Annotated in this window: 32 protein-coding genes; 12 read left to right on the forward strand and 20 right to left on the reverse strand. The window is 68.7% G+C overall.

Features of this window, described 5'->3' with window-relative positions; translation table 11 throughout:
• Nucleotides 1-32 precede the first annotated feature (32 nt).
• A complete protein-coding gene (locus tag OG817_RS17200; protein WP_360439249.1) occupies nt 33-794 on the forward strand; it encodes a phytanoyl-CoA dioxygenase family protein in 762 nt (253 codons plus the stop codon).
• 3 nt (nt 795-797) lie between these two features.
• Here OG817_RS17200 and OG817_RS17205 read toward each other — a convergent pair whose 3' ends face one another.
• The 4 genes from OG817_RS17205 to OG817_RS17220 all read right to left on the reverse strand — a co-directional run bounded on the left by OG817_RS17205 (nt 798) and on the right by OG817_RS17220 (nt 2,967).
• Nucleotides 798-1,133 carry a YnfA family protein gene (locus OG817_RS17205; protein ID WP_360439252.1) on the reverse strand — a complete coding sequence of 112 codons (336 nt, stop codon included), beginning with the start codon at nt 1,131-1,133 and terminating at the stop codon, nt 798-800.
• Nucleotides 1,130-1,444, reverse strand: a complete 315-nt coding sequence (locus OG817_RS17210) for a hypothetical protein (protein WP_406055849.1) — start codon at nt 1,442-1,444, stop codon at nt 1,130-1,132. The genes OG817_RS17205 and OG817_RS17210 overlap by 4 nt, the downstream gene beginning before the upstream one ends.
• A gap of 39 nt (nt 1,445-1,483) precedes the next feature.
• Nucleotides 1,484-2,173 (reverse strand): FHA domain-containing protein, encoded by a 690-nt coding sequence (locus tag OG817_RS17215; RefSeq protein WP_406055851.1) that lies wholly within the window; start codon nt 2,171-2,173, stop codon nt 1,484-1,486.
• A 65-nt stretch (nt 2,174-2,238) separates the two neighbouring features.
• Nucleotides 2,239-2,967: a hypothetical protein gene (locus OG817_RS17220; protein ID WP_406055853.1), complete on the reverse strand. Its 729-nt coding sequence runs from the start codon at nt 2,965-2,967 to the stop codon at nt 2,239-2,241.
• A gap of 86 nt (nt 2,968-3,053) precedes the next feature.
• On the opposite strand from OG817_RS17220, the gene OG817_RS17225 reads away from it, so the two are divergent.
• From OG817_RS17225 to OG817_RS17235, 3 genes are all read left to right on the forward strand, one after another.
• Entirely contained in the window at nt 3,054-4,130 is a 1,077-nt protein-coding gene (locus OG817_RS17225; protein WP_406055855.1) for an ATP-dependent DNA ligase, read from the forward strand.
• Nucleotides 4,130-4,894 carry a polyprenyl diphosphate synthase gene (gene uppS, locus OG817_RS17230; RefSeq protein ID WP_396390046.1) on the forward strand — a complete coding sequence of 255 codons (765 nt, stop codon included), beginning with the start codon at nt 4,130-4,132 and terminating at the stop codon, nt 4,892-4,894. The genes OG817_RS17225 and uppS overlap by 1 nt, the downstream gene beginning before the upstream one ends.
• A 94-nt stretch (nt 4,895-4,988) precedes the next feature.
• Nucleotides 4,989-5,492: a hypothetical protein gene (locus OG817_RS17235; RefSeq protein WP_396390044.1), complete on the forward strand. Its 504-nt coding sequence runs from the start codon at nt 4,989-4,991 to the stop codon at nt 5,490-5,492.
• Between the two features lie 4 nt (nt 5,493-5,496).
• Here the strand turns inward: OG817_RS17235 and OG817_RS17240 are convergent, their stop codons facing one another.
• Complete coding sequence (locus tag OG817_RS17240) at nt 5,497-5,673, reverse strand: hypothetical protein (RefSeq protein ID WP_396390042.1); 177 nt, start codon at nt 5,671-5,673, stop codon at nt 5,497-5,499.
• Nucleotides 5,674-5,717: 44 nt separating this feature from the next.
• Nucleotides 5,718-7,607, reverse strand: coding sequence for an ABC transporter ATP-binding protein (locus tag OG817_RS17245; RefSeq protein ID WP_406055858.1), 1,890 nt, complete (start codon nt 7,605-7,607; stop codon nt 5,718-5,720).
• A gap of 153 nt (nt 7,608-7,760) precedes the next feature.
• On the opposite strand from OG817_RS17245, the gene OG817_RS17250 reads away from it, so the two are divergent.
• The 3 genes from OG817_RS17250 to OG817_RS17260 are packed head-to-tail and all read left to right on the forward strand — an operon-like array spanning nt 7,761 to nt 8,989.
• Nucleotides 7,761-8,201: an SRPBCC domain-containing protein gene (locus OG817_RS17250; protein WP_406055860.1), complete on the forward strand. Its 441-nt coding sequence runs from the start codon at nt 7,761-7,763 to the stop codon at nt 8,199-8,201.
• On the forward strand, nt 8,198-8,527 hold the full coding sequence (locus OG817_RS17255) for a metalloregulator ArsR/SmtB family transcription factor (protein WP_360439280.1): 330 nt from the start codon (nt 8,198-8,200) through the stop codon (nt 8,525-8,527). Before OG817_RS17250 ends, OG817_RS17255 begins: the two co-directional genes overlap by 4 nt.
• A gap of 15 nt (nt 8,528-8,542) precedes the next feature.
• Nucleotides 8,543-8,989, forward strand: a complete 447-nt coding sequence (locus OG817_RS17260; protein WP_406055863.1) for an SRPBCC domain-containing protein — start codon at nt 8,543-8,545, stop codon at nt 8,987-8,989.
• On the opposite strand, the gene OG817_RS17265 is transcribed toward OG817_RS17260, so the two are convergent.
• Nucleotides 8,986-9,750, reverse strand: a complete 765-nt coding sequence (locus OG817_RS17265) for an enoyl-CoA hydratase/isomerase family protein (protein WP_406055865.1) — start codon at nt 9,748-9,750, stop codon at nt 8,986-8,988. The genes OG817_RS17260 and OG817_RS17265 overlap by 4 nt on opposite strands.
• Before the next feature lie 25 nt (nt 9,751-9,775).
• Nucleotides 9,776-11,374 carry a ribosomal protection-like ABC-F family protein gene (abc-f, locus tag OG817_RS17270; RefSeq protein ID WP_360439288.1) on the reverse strand — a complete coding sequence of 533 codons (1,599 nt, stop codon included), beginning with the start codon at nt 11,372-11,374 and terminating at the stop codon, nt 9,776-9,778.
• 117 nt (nt 11,375-11,491) lie between these two features.
• Between abc-f and OG817_RS17275 the strand changes: the two genes are divergently transcribed.
• Nucleotides 11,492-12,394, forward strand: a complete 903-nt coding sequence (locus OG817_RS17275; protein ID WP_406055868.1) for a neutral zinc metallopeptidase — start codon at nt 11,492-11,494, stop codon at nt 12,392-12,394.
• A gap of 135 nt (nt 12,395-12,529) precedes the next feature.
• Here OG817_RS17275 and OG817_RS17280 read toward each other — a convergent pair whose 3' ends face one another.
• From OG817_RS17280 to OG817_RS17325, 10 genes are all read right to left on the reverse strand, one after another.
• Nucleotides 12,530-12,733: a hypothetical protein gene (locus OG817_RS17280; RefSeq protein ID WP_406055870.1), complete on the reverse strand. Its 204-nt coding sequence runs from the start codon at nt 12,731-12,733 to the stop codon at nt 12,530-12,532.
• Between the two features lie 67 nt (nt 12,734-12,800).
• Nucleotides 12,801-13,430, reverse strand: a complete 630-nt coding sequence (locus OG817_RS17285) for an acVLRF1 family peptidyl-tRNA hydrolase (protein ID WP_406055872.1) — start codon at nt 13,428-13,430, stop codon at nt 12,801-12,803.
• Nucleotides 13,427-13,828 carry a metal-sulfur cluster assembly factor gene (locus OG817_RS17290; RefSeq protein WP_360439300.1) on the reverse strand — a complete coding sequence of 134 codons (402 nt, stop codon included), beginning with the start codon at nt 13,826-13,828 and terminating at the stop codon, nt 13,427-13,429. Before OG817_RS17290 ends, OG817_RS17285 begins: the two co-directional genes overlap by 4 nt.
• On the reverse strand, nt 13,821-14,303 hold the full coding sequence (gene sufU / locus OG817_RS17295) for a Fe-S cluster assembly sulfur transfer protein SufU (RefSeq protein ID WP_406055874.1): 483 nt from the start codon (nt 14,301-14,303) through the stop codon (nt 13,821-13,823). The genes OG817_RS17290 and sufU overlap by 8 nt, the downstream gene beginning before the upstream one ends.
• A gap of 6 nt (nt 14,304-14,309) precedes the next feature.
• A complete protein-coding gene (locus OG817_RS17300) occupies nt 14,310-15,569 on the reverse strand; it encodes a cysteine desulfurase (RefSeq protein WP_406055876.1) in 1,260 nt (419 codons plus the stop codon).
• Nucleotides 15,566-16,327, reverse strand: a complete 762-nt coding sequence (gene sufC / locus OG817_RS17305; protein WP_393384706.1) for a Fe-S cluster assembly ATPase SufC — start codon at nt 16,325-16,327, stop codon at nt 15,566-15,568. Before sufC ends, OG817_RS17300 begins: the two co-directional genes overlap by 4 nt.
• A gap of 23 nt (nt 16,328-16,350) precedes the next feature.
• Nucleotides 16,351-16,689: a non-heme iron oxygenase ferredoxin subunit gene (locus OG817_RS17310; protein ID WP_396390026.1), complete on the reverse strand. Its 339-nt coding sequence runs from the start codon at nt 16,687-16,689 to the stop codon at nt 16,351-16,353.
• Entirely contained in the window at nt 16,686-17,888 is a 1,203-nt protein-coding gene (gene sufD / locus OG817_RS17315; protein WP_406055878.1) for a Fe-S cluster assembly protein SufD, read from the reverse strand. The genes OG817_RS17310 and sufD overlap by 4 nt, the downstream gene beginning before the upstream one ends.
• Nucleotides 17,888-19,300 carry a Fe-S cluster assembly protein SufB gene (gene sufB, locus OG817_RS17320; RefSeq protein ID WP_396390023.1) on the reverse strand — a complete coding sequence of 471 codons (1,413 nt, stop codon included), beginning with the start codon at nt 19,298-19,300 and terminating at the stop codon, nt 17,888-17,890. The genes sufD and sufB overlap by 1 nt, the downstream gene beginning before the upstream one ends.
• A complete protein-coding gene (locus OG817_RS17325) occupies nt 19,297-20,043 on the reverse strand; it encodes a helix-turn-helix transcriptional regulator (RefSeq protein ID WP_406055880.1) in 747 nt (248 codons plus the stop codon). Before OG817_RS17325 ends, sufB begins: the two co-directional genes overlap by 4 nt.
• Before the next feature lie 163 nt (nt 20,044-20,206).
• On the opposite strand from OG817_RS17325, the gene OG817_RS17330 reads away from it, so the two are divergent.
• The 3 genes from OG817_RS17330 to OG817_RS17340 are packed head-to-tail and all read left to right on the forward strand — an operon-like array spanning nt 20,207 to nt 22,660.
• Nucleotides 20,207-20,932, forward strand: coding sequence for an ABC transporter ATP-binding protein (locus tag OG817_RS17330; protein ID WP_396390020.1), 726 nt, complete (start codon nt 20,207-20,209; stop codon nt 20,930-20,932).
• Nucleotides 20,929-21,705 carry an ABC transporter permease gene (locus OG817_RS17335; RefSeq protein ID WP_406055882.1) on the forward strand — a complete coding sequence of 259 codons (777 nt, stop codon included), beginning with the start codon at nt 20,929-20,931 and terminating at the stop codon, nt 21,703-21,705. The genes OG817_RS17330 and OG817_RS17335 overlap by 4 nt, the downstream gene beginning before the upstream one ends.
• Before the next feature lie 28 nt (nt 21,706-21,733).
• Nucleotides 21,734-22,660 carry a COX15/CtaA family protein gene (locus OG817_RS17340; protein ID WP_406055884.1) on the forward strand — a complete coding sequence of 309 codons (927 nt, stop codon included), beginning with the start codon at nt 21,734-21,736 and terminating at the stop codon, nt 22,658-22,660.
• Between the two features lie 10 nt (nt 22,661-22,670).
• On the opposite strand, the gene OG817_RS17345 is transcribed toward OG817_RS17340, so the two are convergent.
• Both OG817_RS17345 and OG817_RS17350 read right to left on the reverse strand, forming a co-directional pair.
• The gene (locus OG817_RS17345) at nt 22,671-23,519 is read right to left on the reverse strand and encodes an NAD-dependent epimerase/dehydratase family protein (RefSeq protein WP_406055886.1); all 849 of its coding nucleotides are present in this window, start codon (nt 23,517-23,519) and stop codon (nt 22,671-22,673) included.
• Nucleotides 23,516-23,890: a DUF885 family protein gene (locus tag OG817_RS17350; protein ID WP_406055888.1), complete on the reverse strand. Its 375-nt coding sequence runs from the start codon at nt 23,888-23,890 to the stop codon at nt 23,516-23,518. Before OG817_RS17350 ends, OG817_RS17345 begins: the two co-directional genes overlap by 4 nt.
• A gap of 122 nt (nt 23,891-24,012) precedes the next feature.
• Between OG817_RS17350 and OG817_RS17355 the strand changes: the two genes are divergently transcribed.
• A complete protein-coding gene (locus OG817_RS17355; RefSeq protein WP_406055890.1) occupies nt 24,013-24,942 on the forward strand; it encodes a LysR family transcriptional regulator in 930 nt (309 codons plus the stop codon).
• The last annotated feature ends 18 nt before the right edge of the window (nt 24,943-24,960 follow it).

The raw sequence follows: 24,960 nt of genomic DNA on the forward strand, positions 1-24,960 counted from the left end.
GGCAGAAACGAGCCGACCGACCGGAGGACCGCATGACGACCTCGACCGACCTGATCACGCCCCAGCACCTGGCCCAGTTCCGCGACGAGGGCTACTTCGTGCTGGACAGCGTGCTCACCGACGAGCAACTCGAGCTGCTGCGCGGCGGAGCGCAGTACTCGATCGACAAGCTCGACGCCGCCATGGACGAAGCCGGCACCGACTCGCTCGGCATCAACCACCGGGGCAAGCGGTACTTCAGCAGCATGATCTACCAGGACCGGCCCGAGCTGCGGCAGTTCCTGTTCAGCGACACGATGGCCGAGATCTGCCGGGCGACGCTGGGCGACGACGCCTTCCTGTTCTGGGAGCAGTACGTGATCAAGGCCGGCGACCCGAACACGGCGTTCGCCTGGCACCAGGACTCCGGCTATGTGCACGAGGACCACGACCCCTACCTCACCTGCTGGATCGCCCTCGACGACGTCACCGAGGAGAACGGCTCGGTCTACCTGCTGCCGTACTCGCGGTCCGGTATCAAGTCGTACATCAAGCACATCCAGGACCCGGAGCTCAACGACATGGTCTGCTACTTCGGCTCCGATCCCGGCATCCCGATGACCGCGAAGGCCGGCTCGATCGTGGTCTTCTCCAGCGTCGTCATCCACCGCAGCGGGGCGAACCTGACCGACCGGAACCGGCGCGTGTACATCGCGCAGTACTCCAAGGAGGTCATCCCGGCCAAGGACGGTACCACGGCGCACGGGGCGTTCGACCCGTTCCTCGACGGCGGCCGCATCATCGCCGATCGCTGACGGTCAGGAGTTGCGCGGCGCGTACATGATGACGACGACGCCGACGAGGCAGATCGCGGCGCCGAGGAGATCCCAGCGGTCCGGGCGGAAGCCGTCGACCACCATTCCCCACGCGAGCGAGCCGGCCACGAACACACCGCCGTAGGCCGCGAGGATGCGGCCGAAGTTCGGATCCGGCTGGAACGTCGCGACGAACCCGTAGGCGCCGAGCGCGATGACGCCACCCGCGATCCACCACAGACCACGATGCTCACGCCATCCCTGCCAGACCAGCCAGGCACCACCAATCTCCGCCAGCGCGGCCAACACGAAGAGCCCCGCAGACCGCACCACGGTCACAGGCGATCGGCCAGGGCGTCCAGGACCGCGGTCTGGGTGGGGGGTACGCCGATGTGTAGGTGGAATTGGTTGTTGGTTGGGTCGGTGAGGGTGAAGGTGAAGAACGAGCAGCACTCGGACTCGCGGGCGGTCAGGGCTGCGGTGGCGTCGCGGGCTTCGGCCGCGAGCGTCAGGTCGAGTGTCTGGGGGTCGACGCGGTGGGCGCTGCGGAGGTGGTCGGCGAAGAGCTGGTCGAACTCCGCGACCCGGAGTGGTTGCTCCGCGGTCGGCAGGGTGCACGCGGCCGGAGCCCAGGCGAGGTGATCGGTCATGAGATCGACGGTAAACCTGTACCCAGGTACCGGATGCAACTATTCGGGCTGATCGGTCCAGGTGAGTACGTACGCCACCCCGCCGAATCGGACCTGGTCGCCCGGCCGGACCCGGACCGCAGTGGTGAGCCGGAGGCCGTTGACCTGGGTCCCGTTCATCGAGCCGAGATCGCGCAGCATCCATCCGTCTTTCACATACCGGAGCTCCGCGTGGCACCGGGACACGGACAGGTCGGCCAACCGCAGCGACGCGCCAGGCCCGCGTCCGATCCGGACCGTCGGCGATCCTGGCGCCGGCAACGCGAGCCCGGGCGGCGGCAGAGCGGGCGTCTTCTGCACGACTCCAACCCGCGGAAGGGATCCGAGCCGCTCGAGGAACCCGTACCAGGCACCGACGACACCGCTCGGCCGCCCAGAGGTCCCGGCACCCGGCGAGCCCTCAACCCGCGCTGGTGGCCGGGTCGGGCTGGGGCTGCGGATGACTTCCAGCCGGGGAAGCCGGGTACGGAAGTCCCGGAGACGGCGGGTGACGTGGGGCTCCTCGCGAGGCAGGTCGCGGATGGCGTCGGCCAGTTCGCCGCGGCTCTGCGCACGCAGGACGAAGTTCATCCGGCGGACGAAGGTGTCGTGTGACAGCCGCCCGGTCCCGGCGCCCTCGCGCAGGATGGCCAGGGCACGATCCCGCTCGGCGTCCGACGGACGCGTCCCCTCCGCCGGAACCGATGTCATCCCTGCATTGTCCGGTCCGGTCCGGTTCACTGTCCACCGCCTCCCGGGGGCGGCCGGGGGCCAGGTCAGCGGTACTGAATCCGGTAGGCGACGTGCGCGTCACCCTGCGAGAGCCCGATGTTCGAGATCCCGACGACCAACTGGTGACCGTTGGCGTCGTTCCGGTACGTCAGGTACGTCGTACCTGCCGCACCTTCAGTCGCGATCCGGCGCCAGGACGGTCCGCCGGATGCGGAGATCTGTGTCAACGCCTTCGTCACCGCGGGCGTCGCGTAGTACGACATCCACTTCGTGTCGCCACGGCCCCACGCGCGGACCAGGTTGTCGGACCACTGCACCGCGCTCCAGGCACGCGGTTCGTTGGCGAAGCTCACGACTTTCGCAGCGTGCCAGCCGTCCGGCCCACGCAGCTCCGGCGCGGCGTTCGCCACCCCGAGGGTGAGATTCCCGCCGCGGGCGTCGTCGTGGTACGTCACGTAGATCGTCCCGACCGCGCCTTCCGCGGAAGTCCGGCGCCAGTGGATCCCACCCGGCGACGCCTGCGCGAACAGAGCACGCGTGACTTCGGCCGTGCCGTAACAAGCTGTCGTTCTCGTGTCACCGCGACCCCAGGCGCGGACCACTCGATCCGCGTAGGTGACCGCATCCAGCCGAGCGACCGACGCACCGCACGAGGCGGCCGTCTGGGCACCGGCCGCAACGGCCGGAGCCGCCGAACCGCCGAGCACGAGCGGGGCAGCAACCGCGAGCGCGGCCGCCATCCCACCGGCCTTGGATAGACCCTTGATCTTCATGATCAACCTCCCGAGTTGGTCATTTCGTCCTCACTGGTTCGACGCGCCCGATCGCCCACGAGTTGGCCGTGGGTGAGAATGACGGGATGCGACTGCCTGTGATGCCACCGGTCAAGCCGATGCTCGCCAAGCCCGTGAAGGAGATCCCACGCGGGGAGATGAGCTACGAGCCCAAGTGGGACGGGTTCCGCTCGATCATCTTCCGGGACGGGGACGAGGTGGAGATCGGCAGCCGGAACGAGAAGCCGATGACGCGCTACTTCCCCGAGCTGGTCGAGGCGGTGAAGGCGAACCTGCCCGAGCGGTGCGCGATCGACGGCGAGATCATCGTGATCGGCGCGTCCGGCGACCGGCTGGACTTCGAGGTGCTGCAGCAGCGCATCCACCCCGCCGCCAGCCGGGTGAACATGCTGTCGGAGAAGACGCCGGCCCGGTTCGTCGCGTTCGACCTCCTGGCGCTCGGTGACGACGACTACATGGAGCGTCCGTTCGCGGAACGGCGTACCGCGCTGATCGATGCGCTGGCCGATGTGAAGGCGCCGATCCACGTCACGCCGGCGACGACCAACCGCGACACTGCCGCGGAGTGGTTCGAGCAGTTCGAGGGTGCCGGCCTGGACGGGCTGATCGCGAAGCCGTTGGACGTCACCTACCAGCCGGACAAGCGGGTGATGTTCAAGGTCAAGCCGGAGCGCACCGCGGACTGCGTGGTCGCCGGCTACCGCGTGCACAAGAGCGGCCCGGACCGGATCGGATCGCTGCTGCTCGGGCTCTACAGCGACGACGGCACGCTGGCGAGCGTCGGTGTGATCGGTGCGTTCCCGCTCGAGCGGCGCAAGGAGCTCTTCCAGGAGATGCAGCCGCTGGTCACCACGTTCGACGATCACCCGTGGGCGTGGGCGAAGCAGGAGGAAGGCGTCCGTACGCCGCGCAACGCGGAGGGCAGCCGGTGGCAGGCGGGCAAGGATCTGTCGTTCGTGCCGTTGCGGCCGGAGCTCGTGGTCGAGGTTCGCTACGACCACATGGAGGGCATCCGCTTCCGCCACACCGCACAGTTCGTCCGCTGGCGCCCCGACCGCACCCCCGAGTCCTGCACCTACGAGCAACTGGAAGAGCCAATCAAGTTCGACCTGGCCGACGTACTGTCCAGCGCCCAACGCTGATGAAGGTCCTGTACGACGTCTACGCCAGGATCCTGCGACGCCAACTGGCCGGACTGCCGATGCCACGGCACATCGCGATCGCGATGGACGGCAACCGCCGCTGGGCACGACGAGCCGGGTACGACGACGTGCGGGTCGGCCACCGGTTCGGGGCGGAGCATCTGGAGCTGTTCCTGCGTTGGTGTTCCGAGGCAGGCGTCCAGTGCGTGACCGCGTGGGTGGCGTCGGCCGACAACATCCGGCGCCGCGACTCGGCCGAGGTCGACTACCTCATGCAGCTCACCGAGACAGTCCTGGCCGAGCATGTACGGCGCGACCACCGGTGGCGGCTCCACGTCGCGGGCCAGCTGGATTTGTTGCCTGACACAACTGCCCGTGCGCTGAAGGAGGCCGTCGAGGCGACGCGTGACCGGACGGATGCGGGTGACCTGACGCTCGCCATCGGGTACTCGGGCCGGCTCGAGGTGGTGGACGCCGTCCGGGCTGTGCTGGACGAGGCTGCGGTCGCGGGGCGTTCGCTGGAGGATGTGGCTGACGAGCTGAGCGAGGACGTGATCGGTCGACACCTCTATCTGCCCGAACTGCCGGATCCCGACCTGGTGATCCGGACGAGTGGGGAGCTCCGGATGTCGGACTTCCTGCTGTGGCAGGCGACGCGCTCGGAGGTCGAGTTCTGCGACCTCTACTGGCCCGCGTTCCGGCAGGTCGACCTGCTGCGGGCGCTCCGCACCTACGGGCGGCGGCGGCTGGAACGATCCAGTTGATCATTTGAGCAGGTACCTCGGCCAGGAGCGAACACATCGGGCCGCCTTGGGGGCACTATGGAGGCATACCGACTGGTAGGAACCGGAGGTTGCGATGTACGACGTCGTACTGCTCGTCGAACAGGAACTGTCGGCGCCGGACGCGAGACGCGTCGTTGAACTGCACCAGGACATGCCCGAGTCCGTCACGTACCACGTGCTCGTGCCGTGCCACAACGCCGAGGCCGGTGTGGAGGCCTCGATCAGCGCGCTGGGTACCGCGGATCTGTACGGTCCAGGGCTGGCCACTCAGCGCCAGGATCTCGCCGAGGCGCAGAAGGCGATCGACACCGAGGCGAAGGGCTGCAGCGGACGCAGCGTCCAGCGGCTGCGAGACCTCGGGCACCACGCGGAGGGCGGCATCTCGCACGACCGTCCGATCGACGCACTGATCGCCACGGTGGAGCACGTGCAGGGCCAGGAGGTCATCATCCTGACCCGGCCGCACGTGGTGGCCGAGTTCTTCCACCTGGACTGGACCAACTCAGCCCGCCGCCACCTCGGCGTACCGGTCCTGCACCTTCTGGAGCACGACCCACAGAAGGCCTCCGCCTCGTAGCGGGTCAGAACCGGAGCATGACTGCATAGGTGACGCCAACCGCGAGGGCGGCCATCAGCAGCGACACCGTGGTGCGGATCGTTCGGTCGCCGGTCTCGCCGTAGTGACGGCCGTCCTCGGAGTTGTACGCGAGCTTGTAGCCGGCGTAGCCCGCGGCGAGTGCCAAGGCCAGTTTGATCATCGTCTGCTCTCCCCCCACTACCCCTCAGAACCAAGGTAGCTCGCTCAGACGCCGGCGGCGGTTCCGGTCTCGGCGAACTGCGTGTGATACAGGTCTGCGTACTCCCCGCCCTGGGCGAGCAACTGCTCGTGCGTACCCCGCTCGACAATGTTGCCGCGGTCAACGACCAGGATCAGGTCGGCGTTCCGCACCGTCGACAACCGGTGCGCGATCACCAGCGACGTACGCCCTTCCAGCGCGGTGTCGAGTGCCCGCTGTACGGCGACCTCGGACTCGGAATCCAGGTGCGCCGTCGCTTCGTCGAGTACGACGATCTGCGGTGCCTTCAGCAACAAACGCGCGATCGCCAGGCGCTGCCGTTCGCCGCCGGACAGCCGGTGGCCACGGTCCCCCACCACGGTCTCGAGACCATCAGGCAGGGACGACACCAACTCCCACACCTGCGCGGCCTTCAGTGCCTCGATCATCTCGTCGTCGGTGGCGTCCGGCTTCGCGTAGGCGAGGTTCGCCCGGATCGTGTCGTGGAACATGTGCGCGTCCTGCGTGACGTACCCGATCGTGTCGTGCAGCGACTGCAGCGTCACCTCGCGTACGTCCTGCCCGCCGACCCGCACGGCTCCGCCGGTCACGTCGTACAGGCGGGCCACCAGGTTGGTGATCGTGGTCTTGCCGGCGCCGGACGGGCCGACGAGCGCAACCATCTGACCGGGCTGGACCACGAAGTTCACATCCTCGAGCACCTGCGAGGACACCCGCTTGTCGAGCACAGCGACCGACTCCAGGCTCGCGAGGGAGACCTGCTCAGCCGTCGGGTAGGCGAACGCCACGTGGTCGAACTCGACCCCGGCTCGCTCACTGCGCAGTTCCTGGGCGTCCGGGGCGTCCTTGATCATCGGCTCGAGGTCGAGCACCTCGAAGACGCGCTCGAACGACACCAGCGCGGTCATCACGTCGACCCGCACGTTCGACAGTGCGGTCAGCGGGCCGTACAGCCGGCCGAGCAAGGCGACCAGTGCCAGCAGGGTCCCGACGGTCAGCGCCTCGCGGACGGCCAGGTTGCCGCCGACGCCGTACACCAAGGCGGTGGCCAGCGCGGCGACCAGCGTGAGCGCCGTGAAGAACACCCGGCCGAGCATCGCGATCCGGATGCCCAGGTCGCGGACCCGTCCGGCCCGCTCACCGAACTCCCGGTTCTCGATCGAGGGCGTACCGAACAGCGTGACCAGCAGCGCTCCCCCGACGCTGAACCGCTCGGTCATCGCCGTCGACATCTCGGCGTTGAGGTTCATCTGCTCGCGCGTCAATGTGGCCAGCCGGCGACCCAGGATCCGCGCCGGGATCAGGAACACCGGCAGTAGCAGGATCGCCACCACCGTCAACTGCCAGCTCAGCACGAGCATCGCGCCGACCACGAGGATCAGGCTGATGATGTTCGACACCACGCCGGACAGCGTCGAGGTGAACGCCTGCTGTGCGCCGATCACGTCGTTGTTGAGCCTGGACACCAAGGCGCCGGTCTGCGTCCGGGTGAAGAACGCGACCGGCATCCGCTGCACATGCCCGAAGACCTTGGTCCGCAGGTCGAAGATCAGCCCCTCACCGATCCGCGCCGAGAACCAGCGCTGCATCAGCCCCAGGGCGGCCTCGACCACGGCGAGCAGTGCCACCACCAGCGCGAGCGCGGTGACGAGTCCGGCGTTCCCCTTGGTGATGCCGTCGTCGACGATCTTCTTGAACAGCAGCGGCGAGGCGATGACCATGAACGCCGACAGGATGACGAGCACCAGGAACACCGAGATGTACCAGCGGTACGGCTTCGCGAACCGCGCGATCCGGCGCAGCGTGCCCTTGGCGAGCTTCTGCCCGGCCACGGACGAATCCTGACGCCGCCAGCCGTAGGCGCCCATGCCGGCGCGTGCCATCCCTGAGGACATACGGTTCCTCCCCGCTCCTGTGTCGTGAAGCTTCACAACAGTTCAGGTCATCACAATGTTCCCACTCACCGTCATGCAACCAATGGTTGCGGATGCGATGAGAGTGCTCTACAGTCATAGGCAACCAAAGGTTGCGAAAGGATGGTGAGTGAGATGGCGGACCGGACCATCGAGCGGGAGATCAGGGTGGAGGCGGCGCCCGAGGTGGTCTACGAGGTGATCAGCTCGCCGAAGCACCTGCGCGAGTGGTGGCCGGACGACGCGGACCTCGAGCCGGTCGCCGGCGCCACCGGGACCGTGTCCTTCGGCGAGAAGCCGGACGGGAAGGTCGTTTCGCTCACGGTCATCGAGGCCGATCCGCCGCGACGGTTCGCCTTCCGGTGGGACTATCCCGACGGCGAGACAGCCACCGAGGCCAACTCACTGCTGGTGACGTTCGACCTCGTCGCCGCCGGCACGGGCACGGTACTTCGCTTCGCCGAGACCGGGTTCGACGAGGCCTCCGACGCGCAGTACCGCGATCACATCAACGGCTGGAACTACTTCCTCCCCCGCCTCGTCCCGTACGTCGACCGGCTGGTGTCCGCGCCGTGATCGACGACGGGCTCTGGTCGGCGGTCGGCGATCCGACCCGGCGACGGATGCTCGACCTGCTGCTCGCGAACGGCGGCGGGACCGCGACCGGCCTGAGCGATCAACTGCCGGTCACCCGGCAGGCCGTCGCCAAACATCTCGCCGTCCTCGAGCGGGTCGGCCTGGTGCACGCCAAGCCGTCGGGGCGCGAACGGCGTTACACCGTGGACGAATCACAGCTTTCCCGTGCGATCGCGCAACTGACCTCGGTCAGTGACGCCTGGGACCGCCGACTCCAGCGCATCAAGCGGATCGCCGAAACCATTCAACGCAGTACAGACACCTGAACGAGAGGCACTCCCATGGTTGACATCTTGCATCGCATCGGAATCACGGCGTCCCCCGAGGACGTCTCCAAGGCCCTCACCACGATCCCTGGCCTCGCAGGCTGGTGGACCGACGACACGCAGGGCGACGACTCGGTCGGCGGCGTGATCGACTTCCACTTCCCCGTCGCCGGCGGTTCGTTCGGCATGAAGGTGCTCGAGACCAAGCCCGGCGAGCTCGTCCGCTGGGAGGTCGTGCACGGTCCCGAGGAGTGGATCGGCACCGAGGTCCGCTTCGACCTCAGCACGGCCGACGACTACACGATCGTCCTGTTCAAGCACGAGGGCTGGAAGGAGCCGGTCGAGTTCATGTACCACTGCAGCACCAAGTGGGGCTCGTACCTGCTGAGCCTGAAGAAGTACGTCGAGACCGGTACGGGCGACCCCGCTCCGCGCGACGTGCAGATCAGCAACTGGCACTAGGCGAGGGTTGCCAGGAGCTCCTTCAGCCGGCGCTCCTGGGCCTCCCGCTCGGCCTTCAGCTGGTCCTGGTAGGAACGGTCCGCGGCACCGAGGAGCAATGCCTTGGTCTCGCGGATCGCTCCTGGCAGCGGCGACAGCAGTGCCTCGGTCAGATCCTTGACCGTCCCGGCGAGCTCCTCCGGCGGTACGACGATGTTCGCCAGACCGAGCTCCTTCGCCTCGTCCGCCTCCACCCAGCGGGTGGTCGCGCAGAGCTCCAGCGCCCGTGAGTACCCGACGAGCTGGACGAGTGGTTGGGTGCCGCCGAGGTCGGGAACCAGGCCGAGCGCGGTCTCGCGCATGCTGAAGCGGACGTCCGGGGTGACGACACGGAGGTCGCAGGCCAGGGCCAGTTGGAAGCCGGCGCCGATGGCGTGACCCTGCACCGCGGCGATGCTGATGATCTCCGGCCGCCTCAACCAGGAGAATCCCGCCTGGAAACCGGCGATCAGCTCGTGCACCTCGGCGGTGGGCTTCGCCCCGAGCGTGAGCAACGCCTCCTGGCCGTCGACAGCCTCACCCATCATCAGCCGCCGGTCGAGTCCCGCCGAGAACGACGGCCCCTCCCCCGACACAACGACCACGCGAACGTCGGCCGGCAGCGACGTACCGAAGTCGGCCAGCGTCCGCCACATCGCCGGGGTCTGTGCGTTGCGCACCTCGGGCCGGTCCAGCACCACCCGTGCGACCGGGCCTTCCACGCTCAACCGCAGTTCCTTCATGCGAGGAACATTACTCGCGATTAACTTAGGCGAGCGACACCAGGTCGGCGTAGTCGTTGGTCCACAGGTCTTCGACGCCGTCCGGGAGCAGGAGGACGCGCTCTGGTTCGAGAGCCTCGACCGCGCCCTCGTCGTGGGTGACCAGCACGATCGCACCGGCGTACGACCGGATCGCGTTCAGCACCTCGGCACGCGAGGCGGGGTCCAGGTTGTTGGTCGGCTCGTCGAGCAGCAGCACGTTCGCGGCCGAGACCACCAGTGTCGCCAGGGCGAGTCGGGTCTTCTCACCACCGGACAGCACCCGGGCCGGCTTGTCCGCGTCGTCGCCGGTGAACAGGAACGAGCCGAGCACGCTGCGCGCCTGCGTCTCGTTCAGATCCGGGGCTGCGGACTTCATGTTCTCCAGCACGGTCCGGTTCACGTCGAGCGTCTCGTGCTCCTGCGCGTAGTACCCGAGCTTGAGCCCGTGCCCGTCGATCACCTCGCCGGTGTCCGACTTCTCCAGCCCGGACAGCACCCGCAGCAGCGTCGTCTTGCCGGCGCCGTTCAGGCCCAGCACCACGACCCGCGAGCCGCGGTCGATCGCGAGGTCGACGTCGGTGAAGATCTCCAGTGAGCCGTACGACTTCGACAGTTCGCGCGCCATCAACGGCGTCTTGCCGCACGGCGCCGGCGTCGGGAAGGCGATCTTGGCCACGCGGTCGGTCTTGCGCTCGTCCTCGAGCGAGGACATCAACTGCTCGGCCCGCCGCAGCATCTGCTGGGCCGCGGTCGCCTTGGTCGCCTTGGCGCGCATCTTGTTCGCCTGGTCGACCAGCTGGGTCGCCTTCTTCTCCGCGTTCGCCCGCTCGCGCTTGCGCCGCCGCTCGTCGGCCTCGCGCTGCGTCAGGTACGCCTTCCAGCCGACGTTGTAGACGTCGATCTCGGCCCGGTTCGCGTCCAGGTGGAACACCCGGGTGACGGTCTCCTCGAGCAGGTTCACGTCGTGGCTGATCATGATCACGCCGCCGGGGTACGACTTGAGGAAGTCGCGCAGCCAGACGATCGAGTCGGCGTCGAGGTGGTTGGTCGGCTCGTCCAGCAGCAGCGTCTCCGCCTGGGCGAACAGGATCCGGGCCAGCTCCACCCGTCGGCGCTGACCGCCTGACAGTGTGCCCAGGGGTTGCCCCAGCACCCGATCCGGCAGCCCGAGGTTCGCCGCGATCCGGGCCGCCTCCGACTCGGCGGCGTACCCGCCGGCCGCGTGCAGGTCGGCCTCGGCCCGCTCGTAGCGCCGCATCCCCTTCGCGCGGGTCTTCTCGTCTGCGCTGGCCATCGACTTCTCCGCGCTGCGTAACCGGCGTACGACGTCGTCCAGGCCGCGGGCGGACAGGATCCGGTCCCGGGCCAGGATCTCCAGATCCCCGGTCCGCGGGTCCTGCGGGAGGTAGCCGATCTCACCGGAGGTGGACACCGAGCCGCTGGCCGGCAGACCCTCACCGGCCAGGATCTTGGTCAGCGTGGTCTTGCCGGCGCCGTTGCGCCCGACCAGACCCACCTTGTCGCCGGGCCCGACCCGGAACGAGGCGGGCGCGAGCAACTGCCTGGCACCGACGCGGACCTCGAGGTTGGAGACAGTGATCATCGCGGTGGCAGGCGTCCTCAGGGTCGGGAGTCAAGGCAGGGGGCGGGCGGTAGCGGGTCGGCGGCGCAGCGTCACGACACGCCAAAGGCCCCCGCTCTCGGGACTAGTCTATGTGCTGTGAAATTCAACCCGGACGCGGATCTCGACACCAGTGGGGTCGAGGACACCCGTGGGAGCGGCGGAGGCGGCGGCGGGCTGCCCGGCGGGATGATCCCGGTGGGCGGTGGCATCGGCGGCATCATCCTGCTGGTCGTCATTCTGCTGCTGAACGGCGGTCTGCCGGGCGGCGACGGCGGCAGCCAGGAGCCGAGCGTCCGCAACACCGCGGCCGGCAATCTGGACTCGTGCAAGAAGGGCACCGATCTGCAGGACAACCCCGACTGCCGGTTCGTGTTCTACCAGAACTCGATCGAGGGCTTCTGGGCCGCGGAACTGCCGCGCCGGGGCAAGAAGTACACCCGGGCGCCGATGCGGGTCTTCGACGGCTCGGTCAACACCGGCTGCGGACCGGCGACCAGCGCGGTCGGGCCGTTCTACTGCCCGCCGGACAAGCGGGTCTACCTGGACCTCGGGTTCTTCCAGACGCTCCAGTCCGAACTGGGCGCGAAGGGCGGCAACTTCGCCGAGGCGTACGTCGTGGCCCACGAGTACGGCCACCACATCCAGAACCTGTACGGCATCCTCGGCCGGATCAAGACCCGCAACGGCCCGACGTCGGACTCGGTCCGGTCCGAGCTGCAGGCCGACTGCCTGGCCGGGATCTGGACCAACCACGCGACGACCGTGCCCGACAAGGACGGCGACACGTTCATCAGCGGCCTGACCGAGGACGACATCGCCCGCGGCCTGGACGCGGCAGCCGCCGTCGGTGACGACCGGATCCAGCAGAAGACCCAGGGTCAGGTGACCCCGGAGAGCTTCAGCCACGGCACCGCCGAGCAGCGGATGCGGTGGTTCAAGGCCGGGATGGACTCCGGCGACATGAACGCCTGCGACACCTGGTCAGCCAACCCGCTCTGACCCCAGCCTGCCCCACCGATCCCCATCTGGCTGGCTGACCAGCGAAAGTGTGGGTTTGCCACCCGCACACCGGTGGCAAACCCACAACCTGGATGGTCAGCCAGCCAGATGGGGAGAGGGTCAGATGGGAGGGGGTCAGTCGGCGCCGGAGCGTTTGTCGACGACGCGGCGGACGATCAGGCCGACCGCCAGCGCGGCGGCGACCAGGATGGCCGAGATGATCGCCCATTCGAGCGAGGACGCGCCGAACTGGGTCCAGGCCCTGCGGGCACGCTGGGCGCGGGCCCTCGCCAGCGCATAGCCGGCCATGGCACGCCAGAACTGCAGTTCCGAGTTCAACCGCTGTCCTCCCCTGTGCGATGGCCGCGAGGACCTGAGTATGCCCACATGGGAGGACGTTCACGCCTCAGCGCGAATCGTCCGGAGGGTCGGTCAGCTCGATCCGGATCGCCCGGGCGTCGGCGCCGGCCTGCTCGAGGACCCTCTGTTTCGGATCGGGTACGCCGAGGAACGGCGGCCGCACGAGTCCGGCCAGGTCCTTCAGTCGCGGATCCTCCAGCACCGTGTCGACCGCCCGGCGGTCTCCTCCGCACACGAGCGCTTCCAGCCGGGCTGACCCGAGGATCCGCACCGCAACCTCGGTCGCGGCGGCGAACGCCTCCCGGGCCTGGTTGTCCCGCCGCCGCGCATACCGCTGCTGCGACCAGCCACCCGCTTTGGTCGTCCCCTGCACGTGGCGTGATCCGACCTTGGAGTCGACAAGCTTGCCCCCGGCAAACACTCCGGCGCCGTAGCCACCGCGCCGGACAAGCAGCACACCCAGGCGCCACTCGCGCAGCACATGAGCGAGGAGCCCGTCTTTCGACAACTCCTCCAGTGGTGCGAACGGCACCTCGACGACGGCGACGGAACCGTCCGACGCGGAGGCAGTGAAGAGCGTCGGCGTCACGTCGTACGTCACTGCGCCGTGGCGGTCACCGAAGCCGGCCAGCCACCTGTCCAGCCGCTCCGGTGCCACCGACACCGTTCGGGTCACACGTTGAAGCCGAGCGCCCGCAGCTGGTCGCGGCCGTCGTCGGTGATCTTCTCCGGGCCCCACGGCGGCATCCAGACCCAGTTGATCCGGAAGTCGTTGACCAGGCCGTCCAGCGCCATCCGGGTCTGGTCCTCGATCACGTCGGTCAGCGGGCAGGCCGCCGACGTCAGCGTCATGTCGATGATCGCCGTACTGGTGTCGTCCACGGTGATCCCGTAGATCAGGCCCAGGTCGACCACGTTGATGCCGAGCTCGGGGTCGACGACATCCTTGAGCGCCTCGGTCACGTCCTCGACCGCGGCCGGGCTGGTGCCGGGCTGTGATGCCTGGGACGCCTGCGCCGCCGCCTGCAGGTCGACCTCGGGCAGCTCGATCTTCTCGTCGGTCTGGTCAGGCATTGCTCACTCCTTCTTGCTGTGCGGCGTCCTGGGACTCGTTCTGCGCCAGCGCCCGGGCGGTCGCGTCCCGCCAGGCCGACCAGCCCAGCAGCGCACACTTCACCCGGGCCGGGAACTGCGCGACGCCCGCGAACGCGACGCCGTCCTCCAGAACCTCTTCGTCCGGCTCGACATTCCCCCGGCCCTGCATCAGCTCGAGGAACTTCTCGTACGTCGCCATCCCGTCGGCGACCGGCTTGCCGATCACCAGATCGGACATCACCGAGGTCGCGGCCTGACTGATCGAGCAGCCGACGCTCTCGTGCGTGACGCCGGTGACGGTGTCGCCGTCCAGCTCCACGCGCAGCGTCACCTCGTCCCCGCAGGACGGGTTCACGTGGTGCACTTCCACGTCGTACGGATCCGCCAGCCCCGCGTGGTGCGGGCTGCGGTAGTGATCCAGGATGATCTCCTGGTACAGCGAGTCAAGCTGCATGAGACGTCAGGCCACCTTGAAGAAAGAACGGACGAACCCGAGGCCGTCGACCAGCGCCTCGATCTCCTCCGGCGTCGTGTAGAGGTAGAACGACGCCCGCGTCGAGGACTGTACGCCGAACCGCTCGTGCACCGGCCGCGCACAGTGGTGCCCGGCCCGTACCGCGATCCCGCGGGTGTCCAGCACGGTCGCCACGTCGTGCGGGTGCACGCCGTCCAGCTCGAAACTGATCGCGCCACCGTGGTCCTTGGCCTCGGTCGGACCGAGGATCGTCAGCCCCGGCACCGTCTTCAGCCCTTCGAGCGCGTACTCCACGATCGCGTGCTCGTGCGCCGCGATCTTGTCCATCCCGATCCCGGACAGGTAGTCGACGGCCGCACCGAGCCCGACGGCCTGTGCGATCGGCGGCGTACCGGCCTCGAACCGGGCCGGCGGCGGGGCGTATGTCGAACCCGTCATCCGCACGACCTCGATCATCTCACCGCCACCAAGGAACGGCGGCAGCGAGGCGAGCAGGTCGTACCGGCCCCAGAGCACACCGACCCCGGTCGGCCCGACCACCTTGTGCCCGGTGAAGCCGACCAGGTCGGCACCGAGCTCCGCCACGTTCACCGGCAGCTGGGGCACTGCCTGCGCGGCGTCCACCACCATCAGAGCGCCGACCGCGTGCGCCTTGGCGGCGAGCTCCTTGATCGGGTTGATGGTGCCGAGTGCGTTCGACACCCAGGTGAGCGAGACGATCTTGGTGCGCTCGTTGATCAGCTCGTCGGCGTTGCTCAGGTCCAGCCGGCCGTCGTCGGTCACGCCGAACCACTTCAGCGTCGCCCCGGTCCGCTCACAGACCATCTGCCACGGCACGATGTTCGAGTGGTGCTCCATCTCGGAGATGACCACCTCGTCACCCGGCTTCAGCGAGCCGCCGGCCGTGTGCGCCACCAGGTTCAGCGCCTCGGAGATGTTCTTCGTGAACACGATCTCGTTGCGGTCGGGCGCGCCGATGAAGTCCGCGATCTTGTCCCGGGCACCTTCGTATGCCGCGGTCGCTTCGGCACCGAGCTGGTGCATGGCGCGGGCGACGTTCGCGTTGTGCTTCAGGTAGTGGTCCTCCATCGCCTGCACCACCTGGCGGGGCTTCTGCGAGGAGTTCGCCGAGTCCAGGTAGACCAGCGGCAACCCGCCGGCGAGCTCGCGCGACAGGATCGGGAAGTCCGCCCGGACCGACTGGAGGTCCAGCGGACTGCTGAATGTGGTCCGGGCGTCAGTCACTTCGCGCCTGCCTTGAGGAACCGCTCGTACCCGTTGGCCTCGAGCTCTTCGGCCAGCTCCGGTCCGCCTTCCTCGGCGACCCGGCCGTCGACGAACACGTGCACGAAGTCCGGCGTGATGTAGCGCAGGATCCGGGTGTAGTGGGTGATCAGCAGGATGCCCTTGTCGCCCTGCTCCGCGAACCGGTTGACGCCGGTGGAGACGACCTTCAGCGCGTCGATGTCGAGGCCGGAGTCGGTCTCGTCGAGGATCGCGATCTTCGGGTTCAGCAGCTCCAGCTGGACGATCTCGTGCCGCTTCTTCTCACCACCGGAGAAGCCCTCGTTCACGTTGCGGGTGCCGAAGTCCGGGTCCATCTCGAGATCACCGAGCGCCTTGTTGACGTCCTTGACCCAGGTCCGCAGCTTCGGCGCCTCGCCGTCGATCGCGGTCTTCGCAGTGCGCAGGAAGTTCGCCACCGACACACCCGGCACCTCGACCGGGTACTGCATCGCCAGGAACAGGCCGGCCCGGGCCCGCTCGTCGACGGCCATGGCCAGCACGTCCTCGCCGTCGAGCGTGACCGTGCCGCTGGTGATCTTGTACTTCGGGTGGCCGGCGATCGAGTACGCCAGCGTCGACTTGCCGGAACCGTTCGGGCCCATGATCGCGTGCGTCTGACCGCCGGCGATGGTCAGGTCGACGCCGCGCAGGATCTGCTTCGGGCCGTTCTCGGTGTCGACCGACACGTGCAGGTCGCGGATCTCGAGTGTCGCCATGAGGATCTTCTATCTCCGTCGCTTTACAGGGATGCCTGATTCAGGGGGTTCTTGACGTCGACGAGCAGGTCGTCGCCGTCCAGCCGGACCGGGTAGATCGGTACCGGGTCGTACGCGGGCAGGCTGGTCGGCTCGCCGGTGCGCAGGTCGAAGCGGGATCCGTGCAGCCAGCACTCGATCTGGCACTCGCCGACGTCACCCTCGGACAGCTGGATCTGCGCGTGCGAGCACTCGTCCCGCACCGCGAAGTACTGCCCCTCGCTCTTCACGACCGCGACCTCCACGCCGCCGACCTCGACCGGGATGACTCCCTCATCCGGTACGTCGGCGGCAGCGCAGGCGCGCTCGAAGCTGTCGCTCACTGCCCGACAACTGCCTTGGCCGATGCGCTCAACTCCGCGGCCCGCGCCAGCTTCTGCTCGATCACGTCGTGCAGGTGCTCGGTGACCTCGGGAACGCCGATCTTGGCGATGATGTCGTTGAAGAAGCCGGACACCACCAGCCGCCGGGCCTCGTCCTCGGGGATGCCGCGGGCCTGCAGGTAGAACAGCTGCTCGTCGTCGAACCGGCCGGTCGCGGATGCGTGCCCGGCGCCCTCGATCTCACCGGTCTCGATCTCCAGGTTCGGGACCGAGTCGGCGCGGGCGCCGTCGGTCAGGACCAGGTTGCGGTTCAGCTCGAACGTGTCGGTGCCCTCGGCCGCGGCCCGGATCAGCACGTCGCCGATCCACACCGAGCGGGCCTTGTCACCGGCCAGCGCGCCCTTGTAGAGCACGTTGCTCTTGCAGTTGGTGGCCTCGTGATCGACGAACAGCCGGTTCTCGTGGTGCTGGCCCGACTCGGCGAAGTACACACCGAGGAGCTCCGCGTCGCCGCCAGGCCCGGCGTACCGGACGTTCGTGGCGATCCGGACGACCTTGCCGCCGAGGGTGACGACGACGTGGTGGAGCTTCGCGTCCCGCCCGATCAGCGCGTCGTGCTGGCCGAGGTGGATCGACTCGTGATCGCCCTGCTGGATGCTGACCACGCGCAGCTCGGCGCCGTCGCCGACGACGATCTCGACGTTGCTGCCGAGCTCACCCGCGCCGGTGTGATCGATGATCACGATCGCGCGGCTGTGCCGGCCGGCGTCCACGATCAGGTGGCTGAAGCCGCGGGCACCGAGGCTCGCGACGTTCACGTGCACCGCCTCGGTCAGCTCGGCCTCGACCGGGATCCGCACCGCCAGCGCCTCGCCCGCCTGGTTCCAGGCGATGGCCGCGGAGCGGTCCTGCGGCGTACCGACCTTCAGCGAGTCCGCGGCGACGGTCTCGAACACCACACCGTCGGGACCGGACGCGTCGACCTTGGGGGTCTCGGTGCCGGCCTCGTCGGCGAACAGCGCCTTGAGCGCCTTGACCGGGGTGAAGCGCCACTCCTCCTCGCGCCCGTTCGGCACCGGGAAGTCGGCGACGTCGTACGACGTCGGCCGCTCGCTCCGGGCCTGGAGCGGGACCGGGGAACCCGGCCCGTGGGAGTGCGCCCGGTTGCCGGTGGCGACCAGGGTTTCAGCGGCGGACATCAGCCGACGGCCCCTTCCATCTGCAGCTCGATCAAGCGGTTCAGTTCCAGCGCGTACTCCATCGGGAGCTCGCGGGCGATCGGCTCGATGAAGCCGCGGACGATCATCGCCATCGCCTCGTCCTCGGCCATGCCCCGGCTCATCAGGTAGAAGAGCTGGTCGTCGCTGACCTTGGACACGGTCGCCTCGTGTCCCATCGCCACGTCGTCCTCGCGGACGTCGACGTACGGGTAGGTGTCCGAACGGCTGATGGTGTCGACCAGCAGCGCGTCACAGCGCACCGTGGACTTGCTGTGGTGCGACCCCGGCGCCACCTCGACCAGGCCCCGGTACGACGTCCGGCCGCCACCGCGGGCCACCGACTTCGACACGATCGAGCTGGAGGTGTACGGCGCGTTGTGGACCATCTTCGACCCGGCGTCCTGGTGCTGGCCCTCGCCCGCGAACGCGACCGACAGGGTCTCGCCCTTGGCGTGCTCGCCCATCAGGTAGACGGCCGGGTACTTCATCGTCACCTTGGAGCCGATGTTGCCGTCGATCCACTCCATCGTGGCGCCCTCTTCGCAGGTGGCGCGCTTGGTGACCAGGTTGTAGACGTTGTTCGACCAGTTCTGGATCGTCGTGTAGCGGCAGCGGGCGCCCTTCTTCACGATGATCTCGACCACCGCGGAGTGCAGCGAGTCCGACTTGTAGATCGGCGCCGTACAGCCCTCGACGTAGTGCACGTAGGCGTCCTCGTCGACGATGATCAGGGTCCGCTCGAACTGGCCCATGTTCTCGGTGTTGATCCGGAAGTAGGCCTGCAGCGGGATGTCCACCTTGACGCCCTTGGGCACGTAGATGAACGAGCCGCCGGACCAGACCGCCGTGTTCAGCGAGGCGAACTTGTTGTCGCCGACCGGGATGACCGAGCCGAAGTACTCCTGGAAGATCTCCGGGTGCTCGCGCAGCCCGGTGTCGGTGTCCAGGAAGAGGACGCCCTGGGCCTCCAGGTCCTCGCGGATCTGGTGGTAGACGACCTCGGACTCGTACTGCGCCGCGACGCCGGCGACCAGGCGCTGTTTCTCCGCCTCCGGGATGCCGAGCTTGTCGTAGGTGTTCTTGATGTCCTCGGGCAGCTCTTCCCAGCTGGACGCCTGCTTCTCGGTCGACCGGACGAAGTACTTGATGTTGTCGAAGTCGATCCCGGACAGATCCGCACCCCACGACGGCATCGGCTTGCGGTCGAAGAGTTTCAGGCCCTTCAGGCGCAGGTCGAGCATCCACTCCGGCTCGTTCTTGAGGGTGGAGATGCCCCGCACCACGTCGGCGGACAGGCCGCGCTGTGCGACCGCGCCGGCGGCGTCGGAGTCGGCCCAGCCGTACTGGTAGTTGCCGAGGCCTTCCAGTTCGGGGTGAGCGGTTTGCGTCATCGTGCAGTCCTCGCAGATTCGCCGTCGGATACAGGGGCAGGACCGGGCACGACCTGGGGGGCCGGGACGTGTCCGGGAATATGTGTGGTGCAGACACCGTCGCCGTGGGCGATGGTGGCCAGTCTCTGGACGTGCCGGCCGAGCAACCGGGAGAACACCTCGGTCTCGGCCTCGCACAACTGGGGGAACTGCTCGGCCACGTGCGCGACCGGGCAGTGGTGCTGGCAGAGCTGCTCGCCGTGCGCGGCCTTCGCCGTGGACGCGGCGTACCCGTCCGTGGTCAGGGCCCGCGCGAGTGCCTCCGCCTTGTCGCTCTCGGGGGCGGCGTCGATCAGCTCCCGGTACCGCTGCTCCACCTCGGCGACCCGGCCGCGGGCGAACTCCGCGACCGCCTCGTCACCGCCGGCCTCGGCGATGAACTTCAGCGCGGTGGCCGCCAGGTCGTCGTACGCCTGGTGGAACGCGTGCCGGCCGGTGTCGGTCAGCACGAAGACCTTCGCGGGGCGGCCGCGGCCACGCGGGCCGTAGACGCGCTCCTCGCGGGACTCGACCAGGCCGTCCTCGAGCAGGTGGTCGAGATGCCGGCGAACCGCCGCCGGCGTCAGCTCGAGGCGCTCGGCGAGCACCGCGGCGCTGGACGGACCGTTGGTCAGGATCGAGCGTGCGACCCGGTCCCGGGTGGACTCGTCCCGCGCCACAACCGCGCCGGTGGGCGCGGTTCCGGTAGTCGCAGGAGTTTTCACAACATCAGTGTCGCGTAATTCCCGGAGGCCTTCAAATAAGGCTCCCCTAACCGCGTCCCGCGCGTACGCGGGGCCCGGGAGTCGATCGTGACCAGCGTCACGCTGCTCGGCTCCGCTCCCGACCCGGGCCGAAGGCCGGGCAGCCCGGTCCTAGACTTCATCCGTGCCAGTCGCGGTGGAGATCGACAACCTCGTCGTGCGGTACGGCGAGAAGGCCGCGGTCGACGGTCTCAGTCTCACCGTAACCGTCGGCACGGTGACGTCGGTGCTCGGCCCCAACGGCGCCGGCAAGACCACCACCGTGGAGAGCTGTGAGGGGTTCCGGCGGCCCGAGTCCGGGCGGGTCCGGGTGCTCGGGCTGGACCCGATCGCGGACCACGACGAATTGATGCCGCGGATCGGCGTGATGCTCCAGGAGGGCGGCGCCTGGTCCGGCGTCCGCGCCGTCGAGATGCTGAAGTACGTCGCCACCCTGCACTCGCACCCGCTGGAGATCCCGGCCCTGGTCGAGCGCCTCGACCTGGGTAGCTGCGGCCGGACGCCGTACCGGCGGCTGTCCGGCGGGCAGAAGCAGCGGCTGTCGTTCGCGCTGGCGATCGTCGGGCGGCCGGAGGTCGCGTTCCTCGACGAGCCGACGACCGGGCTCGATCCGCACGGCCGACGGGAGATCTGGCAGCTGATCCGCGACCTGCGCGACGACGGCGTGACCGTCGTACTCACCACGCACGGGATGGACGAGGCCGAGCAGTTGTCGGACCAGGTCCACGTGGTGTCCGCGGGCAAGGTGATCGCATCCGGCACTCCGGACGCGCTGACCGAGCACGGTGCGAAGTCCCTGGAGGACGTCTACCTCGCGTTGACGGCACCACCCAAGCGGGAGCACTCATGAGCACCTATGCGCCCCGGCCGGGAAGTGCGCCGTGGCCGCGGAAGGTGCTTGCGCACTCACGGATGGAGTTCCGGCTCCTGATCCGCAACGGCGAGCAGTTGCTGCTGGCGCTCGTCATCCCACTCGGGATCCTCTTGCTTCTGGGTGGCACCGGACTCGGCGACCGGTTGCCGCTCGGCGACGGGCGGGCGATCGACGACGCCGTACCGCGGGTGCTCGCGCTCGCCGTACTGTCCTCGTCCTTCACCTCGCTCGCGATCGCGACCGGCTTCGAGCGTCGGTACGGCGTGATCAAGCGGCTCGGCGCCTCTCCCCTGTCCCGGACCGGACTGCTGGCCGGGAAGATCGGCGCTGTCCTGGTCGTGCAGGTGATCCAGCTCGCCATCCTGATCGGGACCGGCTTCGCCCTCGGGTGGGACCCGGCCGGCGGTTTCGACGCCGTGTTCGGGGTGATCCTGATGGTCCTGTGCGGTACGGCGGCCTTCGCGTCCCTCGGACTGCTGATGGCCGGCGTACTCCGGGCCGAGGCCACCCTGGCCGCGGCCAACCTGCTCTATCTGCTGTTGCTGGTCGGCGGTGCGGTGATGACACCGGTCGACGAGTACCCGGCCGGCATGCAGGGTGTCGTCCGGCTGCTGCCGAGCGCCGCGCTGGCCAACGGGCTGGCGAACTCGACCATCGAGGGTGTGATCCCGTGGGCCGCCGCACTGTCCCTCGCGCTATGGGCCGGGGTGCTCGGATACCTGGTGTCCAGGACCTTCCGCTGGGACTGAGCAGACCTTTCTCTAGAGTGTGCCGGTGATGAGCACGGAGACCCCGCCGCAAGAGACCGAACCAGTCAACGCCTTCTGGCGGCTGGTACCCGAGCCGAGCCTGGATGTCGTCCGGCGCTGGGGCTGGGCGTCGGTGGTGGCGAACATCGGCATCGTGGTGACCGGCGGACTGGTCCGGCTGACCGGCTCCGGTCTCGGCTGCCCGACCTGGCCGCAGTGCACCGACGAGTCGTACGTGCCGCACGCCGCCCTCGGCATCCACGGCGCGATCGAGTTCGGCAACCGGATGCTCGGCTTCGTGGTCGCGGTCGTCGCGATCTGCACCTGGCTCGTGGTGATGCGGTACCGCCCGATCCGCCGGGACCTGCGCCGGCTCGCGACCGCGGCCGCGCTCGGCGTACCGCTGCAGGCTGTGATCGGCGGCATCAGCGTGCTGACCGGACTGAATCCGTGGATCGTCTCGGCGCACTTCCTGGTCTCACCGGTGATCATCACTCTGACGGTGTCGATGGTGCGGCGGTCCCGGACCAGCCCCTACCCGCACACTCCCCCGGTGGTCCGGGCGCTCGCGACCGCCTGTGTGGTGGCGGTCTGGCTGACCGTTGCTCTCGGCACCTTGGTGACCGGCGCCGGCCCGCACTCGGGCGACCCGGACACCGGGCGGAACGGGTTCAACGAGGAACTGATCAGTCAGCTGCACGCGGATGTCGTGTTCGGACTGCTCGGGATCTCGATCGCGCTGGTGATCGCGACCCGGGTGACCGCGACGTCACGGACCTTGCGGAAGCTGGCCGCCTGGCTGCTCGCGATGGAATTCCTGCAGGGCGCCGTCGGCTTCACGCAGTACTTCACCGGCCTCCCGTGGGGCCTGGTCCTGGTGCACATGTTCTTCGCCGGCCTGCTGATCGCACTCGTCACCGCGGTCTACGGCGAACGCGGCACACCCGCAACCTAGGACCCTGCGCTCATCGCCGAACGTAGGACCCGCTGGTGAGATCCTCGACGATCGCCGGGCGGCTCGGTCGCCAGCCGAGCTCGGCCCGAGTCCGTGTGCTGCTGATCGCTTGGTCCAGCGCCAGCCAGCGGGCGTACTGCTCACCCAACTCCTCGGCCGCGGACGCGACCGGCCAGGCTTCGGCTCGCCCGGTCCCGCCGGCCGCCAGGTCCGCGGCGGCCGCGATCGCGCTGACCTCGACGGCCTCATCGCGTACTCCGTGCAGAACAGCACCTGATCGGGCTTGGTCGATCGCCAGCAGAACCAGGTCTGCGAGATCGTCGACCTGCACCGTCGGCCAGCGAGTTCCGGGGGCGCCCACGTAGCGGCCGACGCCGTACTTGCGTGCCCACCCGACCATCTCAGCGGGAATGCCACCGCCACGTCCGTACACGACCCCGGGCCGGATCACGACGGTGCGGACCCGGCCGGCCGCGGCGAGGACGGCCCGTTCGATCTGTGCACGCGGCGTGTCGCCGCCCGGTGGATCCTCGGTGAACGGCGTCTCGCCCACCGCGCCCAACCACCAGATGCCGCTGATGTAGATGAGCGGAACACCGTGATCGAGGAGCGCGGCGGTGGACGCCAGGTCGACGTCGAGGTCGCCGCTGGGATTGCCGGCGTGTACGACGACGTCCGGTCGGACGGCGGCGAGCGCCGAGCGCAGTGTCTCTGGGCGGGTGAGGTCGCCCGGCACGGTCGGGTAGTCCGCGACGGTCCCGCGCCGAGACACCGCAACGACCTCGTAGCCGGCACCCGTCAAGCGCTCGGCGACCGCCGTACCGATGTAGCCGCTCGCACCGATGACTGCCGCCTTCACCGTGAACCCCCTTCGAACTCACCGAGTACGGCGGACCTCAGCACGTCGAGACCGACGCTCCCGAGATCGAGCGCGCGGCGGTGGAAGGACTTGAGCTCGAACCCACTTCCTTCCCTGGCACGCACCTCGTCGCGCAGCAACAGCCAGGCACGCTCCGAGTCGACAGGTACGGCAGCCGCCAACGCGGTCAGCGTCCGCGATCGCAGGGCCGAGATCTCGGCTTTGCCGTCGGGCGACAGATCCGGAAGGCCGGTCTGGTGCCCAGTGATGCCGGCTCCGGTCGCCGCGATCGGGTCGAGGGCGACGAAGTCCGCCACGAATCGATCCATCACCTGGTCGACCCCGGTGGCCGGACGTCGTTCGCTCGACATCGGGTCTGCCTCCCACTCGCTGACGGATGCCGGGCGGCTCAGGCTCGGCAGAGAACAGTCTGCCGAGCTGGATCGAAAACGTCTATTTACGAATCCTTTGAGAATCTATAAGCTGAGCTATTGTGTTGGATCTTCGGCGACTCCGGCTGCTACACGCTCTGGCCGGGTACGGGACGGTCAGCGCGGCGGCCGAGGCGCTCCATCTGACAGGCCCGGCGGTTTCCCAGCAGCTCGCGACACTGGAGCGCGAGGCCGGCGTTCGTCTGTTGCAGCGACAGGGGCGCCGCTTGACTCTCACCGAGGCGGGCCGGGTGCTCGTCGCGCACACCGACGTACTGCTCGACCAGCTGGCGGCAGCCGAGTCGGACCTGCTGGCGCTTCGTTCCGAGGTCGCGGGAACGGTGCGGATCGGCGCTTTCGCCTCGGCCGCGGCAACTTTTGTCGCATCGGCCTGGCGCACGCTCGACGCGGAGGGCGGCCGGCTGAAGCTACGGCTGGTGGGCATGGAACCGGAGGAGAGCCTGCCCGCTCTCTCCCGCGGCGAGGTCGAGATCGCGGTGGCGCACTCTTATGACCTGTTGCCGTTCACGGTCCCGCCGACGTGCGAGCGCCATGAGCTGTTGACCGATCCGGTGGTCGTCGCGCTGCCCGAGGCCGACCCGGTGGCCCTCGGCGGAGAGACGGTCGATCTTGCCGCTCTCAGTGACCACGCCTGGCTGTCGGTTCCCTCCGACACCTCGTGTCACCAGATGCTGCAACGCGCCTGCGGAGCATCGGGTTTCGTGCCTCAGCTTGTCGCGCAGACCGGAGAATACGCAGCGGTGCTTGCACTGATCGCCGCCGGAGCTGGTGTGACTCTGCTGCCCGTGCTGGGCGCCCGGAACATTCCGCCGGGGGTGGTCTTGAGACCGCTCGCGCGGCCGATCAGCCGTCACATCTTTGCCATCACGCGCCACGGCGGAGAGCGACACCCCGCCGTGAATGTCGTCCTCGACCGCCTGCGCACAGCGACCCGGGAATTCGAGGTTCAGGCACCTTCCGGTGAGACCTAGGCGGTCCCACCGGAAGGA

This window comes from Kribbella sp. NBC_00889, assembly GCF_045207705.1.
GTDB lineage: Bacteria > Actinomycetota > Actinomycetes > Propionibacteriales > Kribbellaceae > Kribbella.

Bases quoted from the DNA above. Each gene is read 5' to 3' on its own strand.
- OG817_RS17200 (WP_360439249.1), top strand. From the start codon at position 33: ATGACGACCTCGACCGACCTGATCACGCCCCAGCACCTGGCCCAGTTC.
- OG817_RS17210 (WP_406055849.1), bottom strand. From the start codon at position 1,444: ATGACCGATCACCTCGCCTGGGCTCCGGCCGCGTGCACCCTGCCGACC.
- OG817_RS17215 (WP_406055851.1), bottom strand. From the start codon at position 2,173: ATGACATCGGTTCCGGCGGAGGGGACGCGTCCGTCGGACGCCGAGCGG.
- OG817_RS17220 (WP_406055853.1), bottom strand. From the start codon at position 2,967: ATGAAGATCAAGGGTCTATCCAAGGCCGGTGGGATGGCGGCCGCGCTC.
- OG817_RS17225 (WP_406055855.1), top strand. From the start codon at position 3,054: ATGCGACTGCCTGTGATGCCACCGGTCAAGCCGATGCTCGCCAAGCCC.
- uppS (WP_396390046.1), top strand. From the start codon at position 4,130: ATGAAGGTCCTGTACGACGTCTACGCCAGGATCCTGCGACGCCAACTG.
- OG817_RS17235 (WP_396390044.1), top strand. From the start codon at position 4,989: ATGTACGACGTCGTACTGCTCGTCGAACAGGAACTGTCGGCGCCGGAC.
- OG817_RS17240 (WP_396390042.1), bottom strand. From the start codon at position 5,673: ATGATCAAACTGGCCTTGGCACTCGCCGCGGGCTACGCCGGCTACAAG.
- OG817_RS17245 (WP_406055858.1), bottom strand. From the start codon at position 7,607: ATGTCCTCAGGGATGGCACGCGCCGGCATGGGCGCCTACGGCTGGCGG.
- OG817_RS17250 (WP_406055860.1), top strand. From the start codon at position 7,761: ATGGCGGACCGGACCATCGAGCGGGAGATCAGGGTGGAGGCGGCGCCC.
- OG817_RS17260 (WP_406055863.1), top strand. From the start codon at position 8,543: ATGGTTGACATCTTGCATCGCATCGGAATCACGGCGTCCCCCGAGGAC.
- OG817_RS17265 (WP_406055865.1), bottom strand. From the start codon at position 9,750: ATGAAGGAACTGCGGTTGAGCGTGGAAGGCCCGGTCGCACGGGTGGTG.
- abc-f (WP_360439288.1), bottom strand. From the start codon at position 11,374: ATGATCACTGTCTCCAACCTCGAGGTCCGCGTCGGTGCCAGGCAGTTG.
- OG817_RS17290 (WP_360439300.1), bottom strand. From the start codon at position 13,828: ATGCCTGACCAGACCGACGAGAAGATCGAGCTGCCCGAGGTCGACCTG.
- sufU (WP_406055874.1), bottom strand. From the start codon at position 14,303: ATGCAGCTTGACTCGCTGTACCAGGAGATCATCCTGGATCACTACCGC.
- sufC (WP_393384706.1), bottom strand. From the start codon at position 16,327: ATGGCGACACTCGAGATCCGCGACCTGCACGTGTCGGTCGACACCGAG.
- sufD (WP_406055878.1), bottom strand. From the start codon at position 17,888: ATGTCCGCCGCTGAAACCCTGGTCGCCACCGGCAACCGGGCGCACTCC.
- sufB (WP_396390023.1), bottom strand. From the start codon at position 19,300: ATGACGCAAACCGCTCACCCCGAACTGGAAGGCCTCGGCAACTACCAG.
- OG817_RS17335 (WP_406055882.1), top strand. From the start codon at position 20,929: ATGAGCACCTATGCGCCCCGGCCGGGAAGTGCGCCGTGGCCGCGGAAG.
- OG817_RS17340 (WP_406055884.1), top strand. From the start codon at position 21,734: ATGAGCACGGAGACCCCGCCGCAAGAGACCGAACCAGTCAACGCCTTC.
- OG817_RS17350 (WP_406055888.1), bottom strand. From the start codon at position 23,890: ATGTCGAGCGAACGACGTCCGGCCACCGGGGTCGACCAGGTGATGGAT.